Origin of the sequence: Methylomonas montana, assembly GCF_030490285.1 — a bacterium.
GTDB lineage: Bacteria > Pseudomonadota > Gammaproteobacteria > Methylococcales > Methylomonadaceae > Methylomonas > Methylomonas montana.
The window spans coordinates 2,352,129-2,366,002 of sequence record NZ_CP129884.1 but is presented as its reverse complement, the minus strand read 5'-3'; the positions used below and the strand labels follow the sequence as shown (position 1 = coordinate 2,366,002).

6 protein-coding genes and 1 pseudogene are annotated in these 13,874 nt (G+C 48.3%); 1 reads left to right on the top strand and 6 read right to left on the bottom strand.

Going from position 1 to position 13,874, the window contains the following annotated elements:
• Positions 1–43 precede the first annotated feature (43 nt).
• The 5 genes from QZJ86_RS10940 to QZJ86_RS10920 form a co-directional block, all read right to left on the bottom strand.
• The gene (locus tag QZJ86_RS10940; protein WP_301670441.1) at positions 44–253 is read right to left on the bottom strand and encodes a hypothetical protein; all 210 of its coding nucleotides are present in this window, start codon (positions 251–253) and stop codon (positions 44–46) included.
• A gap of 47 nt (positions 254–300) precedes the next feature.
• On the bottom strand, positions 301–735 hold the full coding sequence (locus QZJ86_RS10935; protein ID WP_301670440.1) for a hypothetical protein: 435 nt from the start codon (positions 733–735) through the stop codon (positions 301–303).
• Positions 736–873: 138 nt separating this feature from the next.
• Positions 874–4,608 carry an AAA family ATPase gene (locus QZJ86_RS10930; protein WP_301670439.1) on the bottom strand — a complete coding sequence of 1,245 codons (3,735 nt, stop codon included), beginning with the start codon at positions 4,606–4,608 and terminating at the stop codon, positions 874–876.
• Positions 4,605–5,849 carry an exonuclease SbcCD subunit D gene (locus QZJ86_RS10925; RefSeq protein ID WP_301670438.1) on the bottom strand — a complete coding sequence of 415 codons (1,245 nt, stop codon included), beginning with the start codon at positions 5,847–5,849 and terminating at the stop codon, positions 4,605–4,607. The genes QZJ86_RS10930 and QZJ86_RS10925 overlap by 4 nt, the downstream gene beginning before the upstream one ends.
• Positions 5,846–6,841 carry an ASCH domain-containing protein gene (locus QZJ86_RS10920; protein WP_301670437.1) on the bottom strand — a complete coding sequence of 332 codons (996 nt, stop codon included), beginning with the start codon at positions 6,839–6,841 and terminating at the stop codon, positions 5,846–5,848. The genes QZJ86_RS10925 and QZJ86_RS10920 overlap by 4 nt, the downstream gene beginning before the upstream one ends.
• 193 nt (positions 6,842–7,034) lie before the next feature.
• On the opposite strand from QZJ86_RS10920, the pseudogene QZJ86_RS10915 reads away from it, so the two are divergent.
• Positions 7,035–7,393, top strand: a pseudogene (locus tag QZJ86_RS10915) (IS1595 family transposase); the annotation flags it as partial.
• 222 nt (positions 7,394–7,615) lie between these two features.
• Here QZJ86_RS10915 and QZJ86_RS10910 read toward each other — a convergent pair.
• Complete coding sequence (locus QZJ86_RS10910) at positions 7,616–13,873, bottom strand: DEAD/DEAH box helicase (protein WP_301670436.1); 6,258 nt, start codon at positions 13,871–13,873, stop codon at positions 7,616–7,618.
• Position 13,874 lies beyond the last annotated feature (1 nt).

Below are 13,874 nucleotides of genomic sequence, written 5' to 3'. Positions count from 1 at the left end.
ACCGCCCGAAATTCGTAATATTGATATTCGCTCATGCCATTGCCTAATCGATCAAGCGTCTGACTTTAGCGCCGCAATGCTGACACTTGCCCTCCAGCAACAAGTCGTTTTGTACCGTCGTAAAGCTCGGTGCCAACATGGTGGTGTTACCCCGACATTGCGCGCACCAAACTGTGCTTAAGAACAGTTGCCGGTCATGTTCCGGCAATGCGTTCCAACGTTGTTCGGCCTGCTTGGTAAACTGGTTAGCCATGCGTTTATAAATGAAGTAAAGTCAGAAACCTTCAGCGGAAATTAGGCTCAACGCTGATTGCTCATCAATTTATTCACCTGAGCAATCAACTGGCGTTGCTTCTCCCGCATTTCAAAACAATGCGCCAGACCCCGTTCAAGCTGAAGTTCTCTGGGATCGTCAACGGAACCGAACGTCAAATTCCCACACATCCGGAAAAATGCACGATTAGCGGTAGCGGTCTGACACAACGCAATTCGTTCATCCACTTCATGCTCCACCCATTGCCGAATCTCCTCATCGGATTTAGCAGCCCAGGACAAATCGGCACCGGCAAACTGGCGGATGACTTCCCAAACCACAACCGGTATGGCAACCGTGACTTTATCCGGTGAGGCTTCGAAAAATGCCTGCTCCAGTTCCAGATAAACGGCACCTTGTTCAAACGCTTCGTGGTAAAAGTGGAAATTCGGCCCGCAGGCGATGCTGGATTTGGTGGACATGGGACTAATTATCGATGGAAAACTAAAGGTTAAAGACGGTAAATCATCCTAGCATACCAAACCCTGTGGTCGGTGATGGCCGAAACCAACACCAACACCAACACCAACACGAATTGCGAAGGCCCAAGGTTTCTTCCCTCAAACCACCCTGACTTTGCTCAAACCACTGCCAACACGTTTGACTTCGATTCGGGTGCCGATCCGCTCTGCCATCTCCTGTACATGGGAAATCACCCCCACCTTGCGGCCCATGGCTTGCAAACTGTCCAGCGCGTCCATTGCCACGCGTAGCGTATCGGCATCCAGACTACCAAAGCCTTCATCGATGAACAGCGATTCGACGCGCACCCGATTCGAGGATAGCGAGGCCAACCCCAAAGCCAGTGCCAACGACAGCAAAAAGGATTCGCCGCCTGACAAGGAATGCACCGAACGGATTTCGTCGCCCATGTCCTGATCGACCACTTGCAGTGCCAGATTATCGTTAACCCGTTCCAGACGATAACGCCGACTCAAGTCTTTCAAATGCTGATTGGCATAACCCAGCAAAATATCCAGCGTCAGTTGCTGCGCGATATTGCGAAAGCGTTTGCCATCGGCGGAACCGATCAAGCTGCTGAGTTTGGCCCAGGTGTCATTGACGGCGGTTTGCGCGGAAATTTGGATTTGTAAATCTGCGCTGGTTTGGCGGCGCTCATCGTCCAGGCGGCGTAGCAGATGCAAATCGCTCTGTTGCTTCGTCAACGCCTTGAGTTGTTCGGCAAGCTCGGCCAGCTGAATTTCCAAGGTTTCGAAACTTTCCAACGAGCGGCGCAACTCCAAATGTTGTTCGGATTGTGCGCGACGTTCGGCCAATACCGTTTGAGCCTGCATCAATGTCTGATCCAATTGTTGCAACACCTCGCGCTCGCGCTGCAACCAGGCCGCATCCTTTAGCAAGTGTTCCCGCAAATCGTCGAGCACCAGGGCCGCCCGGTTGGGGTGCGCGGCATTAAAGGTTTGCAGCCAACTCGACACCGCCGCGTCGGCGGCATGCAACGCGGTCTGCCGCGCGGTCAGCGACTGAGTGATTTGGCTAACAGCCTCTCGGGCCGTGGCTAGTTTGGTTGCCGCATCCTGCACGGCAGTCACGGCGCTCTGCAGTTTGGCTTTGGCGTCGTTCACAGTCTTGACCAACCCTTGCTCGACTTCTGTGACCGAACGTCCGTCCAGCACGCCTTGCCGCAGCTGCTGTTTGGCGACCAGCTCGGCATCTATGGCCGCAAATGCAGAATCGGCTTCGGCTTGTCGTTGTTCCGCTTGGGCTACCTGGCTCTGCAAGGCCTGCAATTCCGTTTGAAGAATAGACAGTTTTTGGCTCAACTGAGCTTGCTGTTGATGATGACTGTGCCAGGCTTGTGCGTTTTGCAAACAGGTTTGATAAAACCCCTCCGCATCGAATTGCCAGGCTTGACGCCAGCCCGAATCGTCAAAGGCACCATCCAGTTCGTCCAATACGTGTTCCAGCTTTAAGGCCAGTGCTTGACGTTTTTCACGGGCGTTGACTAACGCTTGATCAGCGCTGAGCCGGTCAACCTTGGCTTGCTCCCATTGCTGCTGCAAGGATTGCTGTTGCGATTTGAGTTGCTCCAACTTTGCGTAGGCCTGATCACGAACCTTCATCACCGCGCTCATGGCTTTCAAACGCTCACCAACCCCTTGCAACGCTTGTTCGGTCGCCTGGGTTTCCTGCGCCAACCACGCGGCGATGCCTTCGTCGGGCATGTCTGCAATGGATAATGCCGCTGCAGCTGTTAACCAACTTTGCTGTTGAGATTCGACCTGGCGACTCAGCGTTGCCAGCAAATCATGGGTAGCTTGTATCGTTTGATCGCAGTGCGCGATGTCCAGTTGCCACCGCTGACGATCACTTTCCGCTTGTTGCCAACGCTGGCGACACGCCTCGACTTCTCCTTCCAGCGCCTGTAATTCGTGCCGCAGGGGATGATCGTGTTCGGCAAACGGGTGTTGCGTGGCCCCGCACACCGGGCATTCCGCGTCGGGTTTGAGTTGAGCGCGCAAGGCTTCCACGCGCTCACTGCAGGCCAGTTTGGCCAAGTCGAACATCTTGGCCGCTTGTTCATGACTGGCAATCAAACGCGGTAACGCAGTTTCGACGTCCTGTAACGCGGCGGTGGCTTGATGTTGCTGGGCCGATACGCTTTGCAACGTGGTTGTCTGATGATCGAATTCTGATTGCAGCCGCGACAGTTCCCGCCACACGGTATCAGCCTGACGCAATTGGGATAAGCGGAGTTGTTGCCGTTCCGACTCCTGGGTTAGTGCATCCGCATCAAACCCTTTAGCCTCGGCGTTTGCCGTTTGCCATTGCAGTTCGGCGGCTGAGAGTTGCGGCAACAACGCGTGGAGTGCGTGCTGGGCCGTTTGCGCGACCGCTTCGGCCTGAGCCAAAGTGCTTTCAAATTGCGTCAACACCGAGCGCGCAGTATGCATTTCGCCGCTCAGCGTTTTGCCTTGTCGGAATAGCGTGTCCCAACGCGGCCATTGCTCGCTCAAGATCAGCCAATATCGATGTTGGTTCAGCCACGTCTCACACTGCACCAATTCGCCGGTCACATGCTGTTCGTTCTGCTGCGTGTCGTGGTATTTCCGGCGCAAATCAGCCAACTGCTTAACGGCCGCCAATTTGTCCTGTTGTTGTTTCAGATGTTGCGGCTGCAAGGTCTGGATTTGCGCATCCAGACTCCGCGCCTGAACGATTTCCAGTTCCGCTGCGCTTTTTTGCTGTTCGGCCTGCTGTACGTGGGTTTCGGCGTTCGCCTGATTGACTAGCGCCTGTTCATGCAACGCCGTGACAGACGTGACCATCTGTTCAGCCTTTCCCAACTGCGTTTGCATTTCGACACATTCACTCTGCAAGCGATCAAAATCAACCAGTAACGGCCGTGCGGCTTGCAAGGACTCGATCAGCGCTAGATGCTGACGTTGCGGCTGTGCATGTTCATGGCTCTGCTGAGCTTGTTGCCATTGGCTTTGGGCTTGTTGTTCCGCCGTTTGCAAGGCCCGGTAGCGCCGATGCCAGTCCAGATGACCGTCCAATTCGGATTTTTGGTTCTGCGCGGTATCTATCGCAGTCTGCGCCAGTTGAATTTGCCCCAGCAACGCCTCCCGATCTTCCTCGGCCAGCGGCTGTTGACCCGCCAATTGCTGTTGCAAACCCTCCAGCTTGACGCGCTCCTGTTTGGCGCGGTCAAAGGCGCGAATGGAGATGCGGCTGTACTCATCGGTGCCGGTCAAGGTTTCCAGCAAGCTGGCTCGCTCATCGTCCGGCGCTTTCAAAAACACGCTGAATTCATTCTGCGCCAATAACACCGCGCGGGTGAACTGCTCGAAACTCAAGCCAAGCCGTTCGACGATTGCTTCCTGCACTTCGGTCTTCTTGCCTCCAATCGGCTGTTGATCCGGCAAACGACATAATTCCATATCGGTCGCCTGTAGCTTGCCGTCCGTCCGCAAACGTGCCCGTCGCACGCTCCAGCGGCTACGGTAGTGTTGGCGATCGTTACCGATAAATTCCACCTCGGCATAACCTTCGGCACAGCCCCGGCGCAACAGATTGCGAGAATCATTGGGCGGCAGGGTTTCATCGCCGACATCGCGTAATTGCACACCTCGGCTGCCGGCCTGGTGCAAGCGCGGGGTTTTATCGAACAATGCCAGACACAGGGCATCCAGCAAGGTGGATTTGCCGGCACCGGTCGGGCCGCTGATCGCGAACAATCCGGCCGATGCCAGTGGTGCTTGCAGAAAATCGATGGCAAACTCGCCTGCCAGTGACGCCAGATTTTTACCGCGAATCGCCAAAATTTTCATGCTTCGTCCTCCGTTTCCAGCAATAAGGTCTGAAAAGCCTGTAACAATTCGTCAGGCAAGGCGGAACCGTATTGATTTTGATAGTGGCGTTGCAGCACATCATCCGGCTGCAACCGACTCAGATCACCCAGCAACGATCCGGCATCCTCATCCGCCGCACGCTGACCACGTGCGTAACTGACATCAATCGCCGCCAGGCGCACGGCTTTGCCGGCCAATGCGGCTTCAATCGCCGCCCGTGCACCGGGTTCCGGTGCATCGAACAACACCCGGACTTCCAGATATGGCCAGCGCTCATCCGGAAAATCCGGCTCGGCCGCTGTCCATTGCTCTAATTGCGCCAGTACTTCCGGTAACGGCGCTGGCCGACTGGGGAGCCGCAACAAATCCACCGCGCGCGGTACCCGTACACTGTCTATGGATTTGACTGCTTCGCCCTCAATCTCCAGCACCACCACTTGATGCGGATACTCGATTTCGGAAAACGACAGTGGCAACGGGCTGCCGCTGTAGCGCACCCACTCCCGCCCACCCACGCTTTGCGGCAAATGTAAATGACCGAGTGCGGCATAGGCGATATGCTTGTCGAACATCGCCACCGACAAGGCTTCCAAGCCACCGACGACAATACGCCGCTCCGAGTCGGCCGACACCGCGCTGCCATCGAGGTGACAATGGCCCATGGCCAAAATCGCTTCGCCAGCTTGCCGTTTCAGCAAAACCTGCTGCAAGGCATCGCGGTACAAGGCATCCACGCCGGCCAGATAAGTGTCGCCGTCAGTTTCGACGCGCGGCACATCGCCGGGGCGTAAAAACGGCACCGCCAAACACCAAGCACGACGCACGCCCTTGCGATCATGCAAAGGCACAATCAACGCCTCCAGATCAATTTCGCCTGCGCCATTCCGCCCCGTTTGACCCACCACCGTGGTATCGAATAAATCCAATAACGGCGAAGGCGCTTCCAAACGACCCGGCGAATCATGATTGCCGGCAATCATCACCACCCGCAAATTCGGCGCGGCTTCGCGTGCCGCCTGCAGAAACCGGTATAACTGCTTCTGTGCCGCCGCAGAGGGATTGGCGTTGTCGAATATGTCGCCGGTGACCAACAACGCATCGACGTCTTGCTCGCGCAGTTGCGCGAGTAGCCAATCGAGGAAACATTGGTGTTCAAAATGCCGGTCAAAGCCTTTTAGCGAATGGCCTAAATGCCAGTCAGAGGTATGGAGAATTTTCATCTTACTAAAGGCGTGTTGGTTTTAAGGGTCACGGCTAGCTGATCTTGGGTTTTTTGATCGAGGTTGACCCAAATCACGGCTCCATTGGGGTGCTGATAGTGAATCGGTGTTTTCAATGGCTGAGCATTTTCCAACACCCATGCAGTATCCCATTTATCGGTTTCGCCGGATTCCAGACGCTCTATCGAAATCTGATGTTTATCGATGGCTTTCAGTTTTTCCTGCTTGCTTAGCGGCCCCTTGACATCCACCAAATTCGCAACGCCAACCACTTGGCCGCTGCCTTGTTTAATCAAGGCAATTGGCCCTCGCAGGCTGATTGCGCTGGAGCGCATTTCCCAAGTTTTAGTGCCCGCGAGAATCCGGTCAATGTAAGGGCTTTTGATTAGCAAGCCTTTGGTCGGCACCGTATCGATTTGGTTTCTTGGTTCGACAGCGGCAGTCGTTTTTTCTGGAACAACTGGCTTTTCGTCCAAAGTAAAATCTGTTGCCGTAGGTGAGCTAGCGGATGCGGTTGGCTCCGAAGTTGGATTAAGCTTTTTGTTTCCAGCGGCCATTTGCTGAAACAACTTGCCTAGTGCGTCATAGCCAGTCACTTTGAAGCACATGCCGCAAGGCTCGTCGTTTTCAGGGTAAACCGGAAACTTTTGATAATTGCTGCTGGAATGCAGATTCTTTTTCTTCTGCCGGTTAATCAACTCTTCAATGCCTTCGGGCACTGACACCCAAGCTTTGTTGAAAAAATTAGGGTGCACCGCAACGTGGAAATAAGCGGGAATGCCGCAGTCACCCACGGCTCGGTCTTTACGGATATAAACCGTCTGATTGAGCGACTTGCAGTAGAACATCAGATTTTTCACATACTGATCCTGTGCACCATCTTTTAACTGAGCCACAAAGCCATAATGGACTGCGATGTCGATGATACGTTGGCGTACTTGTTCAGAAATAAGTTTAGACATGAAGCGTTTCCTTCTGTTTGAAATAGTCACTTAGCGACAAGCATAAATCGAGCCAAATAACTCAAGCAATTGATTATTAAAAGGTATGTAAAATTAAATATGATTTTGAAACCGGAGGCTTATAAAAAATATTGTTTATAAATAAATAATCTTCCTGATCACCCATAACCTTCAACAACTTAGAATCCTGCCACAAGTCCAATGAAAGTCTTGACTTGACTGGAGACTGCCGCTGACAGTGTGGTTTCTGGCGATTCACCTGCTGACACAGGCCAAAACCGCTTTGTCGGCGTTGGCGTTGATGCCGCAAATCGGCGTAACCTATAACATCGCTTGGAGCCTCAAACACAAGATCATGCAGGCCATGGATGATCGAAAACCGCTGACCGGCCTCATTCAACTGGATGAGGTCTACTGGGGCGGTGAACATAGTGGCGGAAAACACGGGCGAGGCTTGGAAAACAAGACGCCGTTTGTTGCAGTCGTGGCGCTGAATGAAGATCATCATCCCATTGCCATGACATTGGATGTTTCCGTAGCAGCGAAATCAAACGCTGGGCCGGCAAGCATCTTGATGCCGGCCAGCCTGGTGTATTCGCTGCTTTTCTGCCGTCTTTGATCAGGTTGCCACCACTATTCCATCGTCACCGGTGGCGGCCCGGATAGCGTGACCAAAGAAGAATTCGCCAGGGTCAATACCATGATCAGCAACGTGACGCGCTCAATCAATGGTACTTAGCCTACTTAGCTTTTCGAGTTTTTCACCAGCATGTTATGGGTAATTTAGAATTCTTATTCTGCTGCCTATAAAGTTCTTTCTTTAACAAAAATCTGTGTGGGAAATTCTTTATGGTTTTTTACGGTGATTCGATTGACTAAATTCATCATGTCCTCCGTTTGACTTTCAATGGGCGATAGGTTATCAAAGTATGGTGGTTTGTTAGCACATCCCCAGTAACCTATGCCTTGATCAAAACGGATTATAGTTTTAGTACCTTTTTGCCAAATAATCTCCATATATCTTCCGTGTTGAAGTTTTGACGCTACTAAAGCTTCGCACTTCTCATCCATTGCGGCAAAATATGATTCCATTACATTTGAGCGCATAGAGTCATCTAACCAATCTGAGAATAATCCACGTTTTTGATAGCCGTCGGCTTCCGATTTCGGAGCAGAATAGATTTTAATACCTGGTTTAGACCATGAGGTACCTATTAACTGCCTCAGACCATCTATGACTTCAGCAACCAAAATAACCGTCCATGGAGAATATAAATAACGATCTGAATAAGAAATAGAGGCTATTTCATCGCCATGCGTAATATGCTCTTGAAGATCTTTATGTTGCTCGAATAATTGCTGCCATAAGCGCTTCCCAAATTGATTTAACGGGCCATTGCAATCATCTAGGATTTCTATTTCACTATCACCCTGTATTTTTTCTAGTTTTAGTTTGTCTTCATCGAAATAATGTTTGACAGGTATTTCTGGATAGCTTTTCGAGTAAATCAATAAATTTTCTGGATCACTCAACCAATTTTTGTTGATGACTCCAAATTCAGCATTAGAGATAGCGAATGTAAGTTGCTTGTCATTCCAAAGGACTTGACATACTAAATGCTTAGCTATTCGGCTTGCATCAACAATTACTGATTTAATTCCTATTCGAGATAGAATCCACAAATCTTCCTTGTTGACATCACTTAATCTATTTTCATAATAGTCACTTACAACCAAATTTATCTCTGAGAACAGATGTTTCCATTGATAAATTTTCTCTCTTAAAGTACTTAAAATATCCCAGTCCGATTGATCGCCTTGTAGAAACAATCGAAGTTTAAATGCTCCTTTTGCAGCGGCATTGTAAATTTCTGATGATAAGGTTTCTGGTGTATATTTTGAGTCAGGACCCAATAATTTCATGGATTCTGGTAACGCCAATAGCTTAACGAATTCATCCGACAGAAAATTTAGTGCTAGATTCCTGTCAAGGTATTCGGCATGGAAACGGGTGTCATACCCTAGCAAGCAATTCTGACAAACCCCTTGGCAGCTACAATGCAGATATTCTCTTGCTTTGGAAAACAGCTCATCAAAATACCGATAAGCCGACGATGAAAACCCAGCACCGCCACTACTTTTGTCATAAAGGACAATAGTTGCTACTTGGTATTTACAGTGCGGAAGCTTGGTTGGTTTAACGGCATACCCAATCTCTTCACTGTTAATTCCGAGAATTTCTGCCAGTGCCTGTCGCAAGACGACTGCTAATGTCCAGGCAATTTTTTTGCTGTCATCATCCGAATAGCTGAGCAACATTTGCTCATTCGAATGCTTCAAATAAAGTTCAAAAACATCGGTATGATCGATATAACCAAGATGTAATTTGTCTTTAATGGCGTATGGATTGTCATTGCCACTACACCAAGCATCAATTTCGCCTTCTGGTTTCCCTCTTAATTTTCTGTGTTTTTTATTAAAAACTTCGGGTAGTGTCCCGTCAGCTGACATAGAGTCAGCACGACCGCAGTGCCAACACATCGCATAGCCATTTCCATGTTCCCCTGAGCTGTGATAGAAAATTTCTCCCCGGCTACCTGCGCGAAAGTAGCCCAGTTTATTGTTGGGCAAAGGACGAAGAATGTCCTTGGCTGTAACCCAAGGCTCTTTGACTGGAATGTAATGCTGAGCCGAAATATCAGTATGAGGAGATGAGTAAAAATCAACTGCAAAGCCAGCCGGCTCGATAAACTCGCGTCTATGTTCGGCATTTATGGGTTCACCGCATTGATTACAATTGCTATCAGCTGATGTACTTAATGCATGATCGATCGCACCGCAGTGGTCACAGCGCCAAGCAGTCATCACCTTTTGAAGTTCTGTTGAGCCACTTTCCGGACTGTGCCAACTTAAAGCTAAACCAGCTGACCGGTAAGCCAAACCATTTAAAACAATATCGCAACCCGGCGCGTATTCTCGAATTGCAACAGACAAGCTTCTAGTTGGTTTATCACGAATGCGAGTTTGATTATCGTCTCTTGACGTTTCTTTTTTCTGATTTTTTTGTAAATAATCGTGAATACTATAGGGATCAAAATACCCAAGACCGGTTGGAAAACCATAGCACGGTAAAAACCCTCGTGTCGCTAATTCAGCTAATAAATATTCTCCCTTTAATCGTTCAAGATCACGCTCGACCCTCTTTTTATATGCGGCATCGTTTGCAATTGATTGTTCGCTACTAATAAATTCAGCGCGCAACGGCAAATATTCAGATTGCCATTTTTCGTTAACTTCTACTAAGACATCAACTGATTTTGTAGTGATATTGACAAGTGGCGTGCCGCCAAAAACGGTGTTTTTCATAAGCGCATCCAAGCCAGTTGCCAGCTCTGCTGGCATAGACAAAGTGTCAAACTCTAAAACCCAGCTGCAAAATCGCTCAAACTGCGATAAGTTGTCATCCTCATTACAAAAAAACCATCCGCAATCTAACGAGGTATTTTGTTTTTGCGAGACACCCACTATTTGCTTCAAGAAATATCCAAAAATTAAAGAATTAGCATGTCGCTGAACGATCTTCTCACTATTCAGTGTGATATAGGGGGCCTTAACATGAGTGGTAAAAGGCCATAATGGATTGTTAAATACAGTACGTTCATGGGGATTATCCTTACAGATCGTAAAAGATAGCGCACGAGTCTCTTGACGACGGCCGGCTCGTCCAGCTCTTTGCAAATAATTAGCTGGATGTGGCGGTACATTATTCATGGCAACTGCCGAAATCCCCCCGATATCAACGCCCATTTCCATGGTAGTAGAACAACTTAATACGTTCAGTTTCTCGGCTTTAAATAACTTTTCAAATTCTTGCAACCGACTAGCGGGTTGTTGAGCGGAATGTTCCGCTGATCTAAAAAAGACGCCACCTTCGAGAATTCTGTCACTTAAATCGGTCCAAAGATTTTGTTGCCTTAGTTCAGTAATCTGCTGATTAGACGCGACCCATTGCCTAATAAAGCTAATTCTTTCCTGGTCAGAATTAAAATCATGCTTATATGGCAGGACAGGAATTGCCACTGATTTACAAACTGCAGTTTTTTCATTTGCCTCATAAGGTAAATAGGGTGTTATCCCTTTAAATGTGGTATCTAATAAGCGATGAGTCACGGGACAAATCCACGCATTTTCAATACTCGAAAACGCAATTTGATCCAAATTCATCTGATAAGTTAATGGCCCCGACACTGGAGTTAGTATTTTGCTTTCTTGGGTTAACGCTTTCCATGCCGATCGCATAATCTGATTTAGAATATCCTCATTCAGGTTATTATCTAGCCGCAGATTAAATGCCTGTGCCAAAATACGAATGAGACGATGATTTCTGCCTTTTCTAACTAAAGGCCACTTGGTTATGCGTTTTCCAGTGGCTTCTTTGGAATCGGGAGCCAATAACACTTTCGGAAAAATACTAACACCTATCCAATTTAGCCATTCGTTCTTGACTGAAACAAAATTTGACCTAACAAAGAAGTCAAGACTGATTTTTAAGAAGTTCTTCCAGTCATCGATGTTTAACCCGAATTTATTGAATTCTGGTGGCAAAGTCTTAATCGACTCTAAGGCTGGATATTGAACAGCAACCAAACCCAAAGTTTCTAACGTATTTTGGCGTTTGGGACGATGATAAAACTCTCTGATTAGTAACATTTCAGCTATCGTTTTTTCTCCACCATGTTCACCAAATAAAACAGAATTCAAGCTACGGTAATATTCCAACATTGCTTTGGAAATATCATTGCTTACTTGTAATGTATCGATGGCTTCTTGCCAAGTAAATGGCTTAATCTCACCTAATTGGTCAATACGTTGCTGCCTTTCCTCGGCGAAATTTAAAAAATCAGTGGCTTCTGACAAACCCATCTTTTTGAATTTTTCAGCTTTTGCTAGAAAATCATCTCGCTCCTTCTCAAGCGATTGACGTTGATCGCTTGTGTCGTCAGCACCTTGCCGGGCGACCATCTCATATACCAATCCCCTCAACCGATTCCTTTCAGAATCTTGCTGAATCTTTACCGCAATTCTGGCCGTTCCTTGACGGCTGTCGGTAAATGTAATCAACCTCCTTCCACGGCCAGGGCTTTCCAACGGATTCTTACCATCTTGGCAAAACTCTAATAACGTTGGCACCGTGTTACTCACGTAAAATGGCGTACCAAGCAAACACCTACGAAACACATGGTGTTCGCCTCTATCGGGCACGTAGCCACATTGACCGCAACGCTCCCCATTTTCCTGCCCAACGACATGAATTCTTGTACCTTCGACTGAATCGTCGCCTAGTAATTTATTCTCAAAGGAAAGCGCCAAATCATAGGTAAATTCTTGATGTGGACTAGCGGATAAATTGACCATTTGGCTTTGCGTTACCGTATTATTTTCAGACGGTTTCTCCTCGTCATTTTCATCATCACCGTCGGTCTCAACATGAAGGCTAAATTCATCAATGGTTTGCCTCGGAATTTGAATTAATTGCCCCTGATCGGTCTGAAACGCTTGTAAATGTGGACTGTTACAGTCATTGCAAAACACCAGTTCGTAGACTGGCGCCCCACATTCGCAACGCTCCCGTTGCTGGCTATAAACATACCCAAACTGCCAACTATCGGCTAACGGTGAATTTTGTTTGTGGCTGCAATTCGCATCCACACAACACCAAAGGCCATTAGTTACCTGATGAAACAGGTGCGAACGGATGGGCAAAAATGGTTGTTTGGGTTTATTGTCTTTATCCGGCAGCACTGTACCAGTGCACAAATCCAACCATGCTAACGTTTGTTGCTGCCTGGTTTTGATGTCTTCAATATTGCTGAATAACGCGCTGCTTAATTGAGCTAGGGTTTTGGGAATTGAGTTACGAGCAAACTCATCTCGCATCTTGCGGCTTGTTGGATGGTCTTCCAATGCCCGATAACGTTGTTTGGAGACTAATTGATTAGGTTCGATCTCGGCCAGCATTGTGATCGGTGTGTTTTGCTTAAAATTGCCTTTCGGCTTATTCAGAGGGGGAATACTTCTGTTTCCACCAATCACTGTCACCTGTTCAGGTGAGATACCAGCCAAGTCTGCTAAATAACGTTGTAATGGAACATTATCCTTATCCCCAATCGTCGCCGAAGTGGCGACGAATCGAACATCCTCGGGCTTAACGCCAAAACTATGCAAAACCCGCCGCAACAATAACGACAATTCAGCCGCTTGCGATCCTATATAGGTATGCGCTTCATCGAGAACGATCCAGCGTAACTTGCCCTGTGACTTTTCCAAGATGGGCGCGTCCACTTGTCTGACCAACATGTATTCCAACATGGTGGAATTGGTCACGAGTAACGGTGGCGGAGCATTACGCAGCAAATTACGTGACAGCACTTCATTCGGATTAGAAGCTTGCTTGGACGCTTTTTCATTTTCCGGCGTGTTGCCGTTATAAAGACAAAACCGCACTCCATCCCCAAATGCATGCGTCCACGCGCGTAAGCGATCACGTTGACTGTTAATCAAAGCATTTAGTGGGTAAATGAATAACGCTTGAACACCCACTAAAGATTGATTGCGTGCTTGGTACTGGCGGACTAAATCATTGATGACCGGCACCATAAAACACTCGGTTTTACCTGAGCCGGTACCACTAGTAATCACTATCGATTGAGGATTACTCAGTGATAGTTTTTCCCATGCCTTTAGCTGATGTTGATATGGTTTCCACTCCTTGCGAAAGGCATAATCTTTTAAATCAGAAGGTGGGCTGTCCATTGCATTGAGCAAGGACCTTTCTAACAATGATCCTGCCAATCTATCCATGGTTATATTGGCTTCTTCCCATCCAAAAATTGCCTCGAAAACCGGGTCGGCTAGAAAATTATTGGCATCGCCAACCGGTCGATTAAATTGCTCAGAAAGAAATTGCCGAAGTTCAGGATGGCTAATTCCCAAAATACTCAAAGTGGCTTCTGCGGAGCGTTCTGACAACTGCCGGATAAGCGGCTGAAAATAATTTAACATG

What these genes read in the sequence shown, in the direction of transcription:
- QZJ86_RS10940 (WP_301670441.1), bottom strand. Translation starts at nt 253, where the DNA reads ATGGCTAACCAGTTTACCAAGCAGGCCGAACAACGTTGGAACGCATTG.
- QZJ86_RS10935 (WP_301670440.1), bottom strand. Translation starts at nt 735, where the DNA reads ATGTCCACCAAATCCAGCATCGCCTGCGGGCCGAATTTCCACTTTTAC.
- QZJ86_RS10930 (WP_301670439.1), bottom strand. Translation starts at nt 4,608, where the DNA reads ATGAAAATTTTGGCGATTCGCGGTAAAAATCTGGCGTCACTGGCAGGC.
- QZJ86_RS10925 (WP_301670438.1), bottom strand. Translation starts at nt 5,849, where the DNA reads ATGAAAATTCTCCATACCTCTGACTGGCATTTAGGCCATTCGCTAAAA.
- QZJ86_RS10910 (WP_301670436.1), bottom strand. Translation starts at nt 13,873, where the DNA reads ATGTTAAATTATTTTCAGCCGCTTATCCGGCAGTTGTCAGAACGCTCC.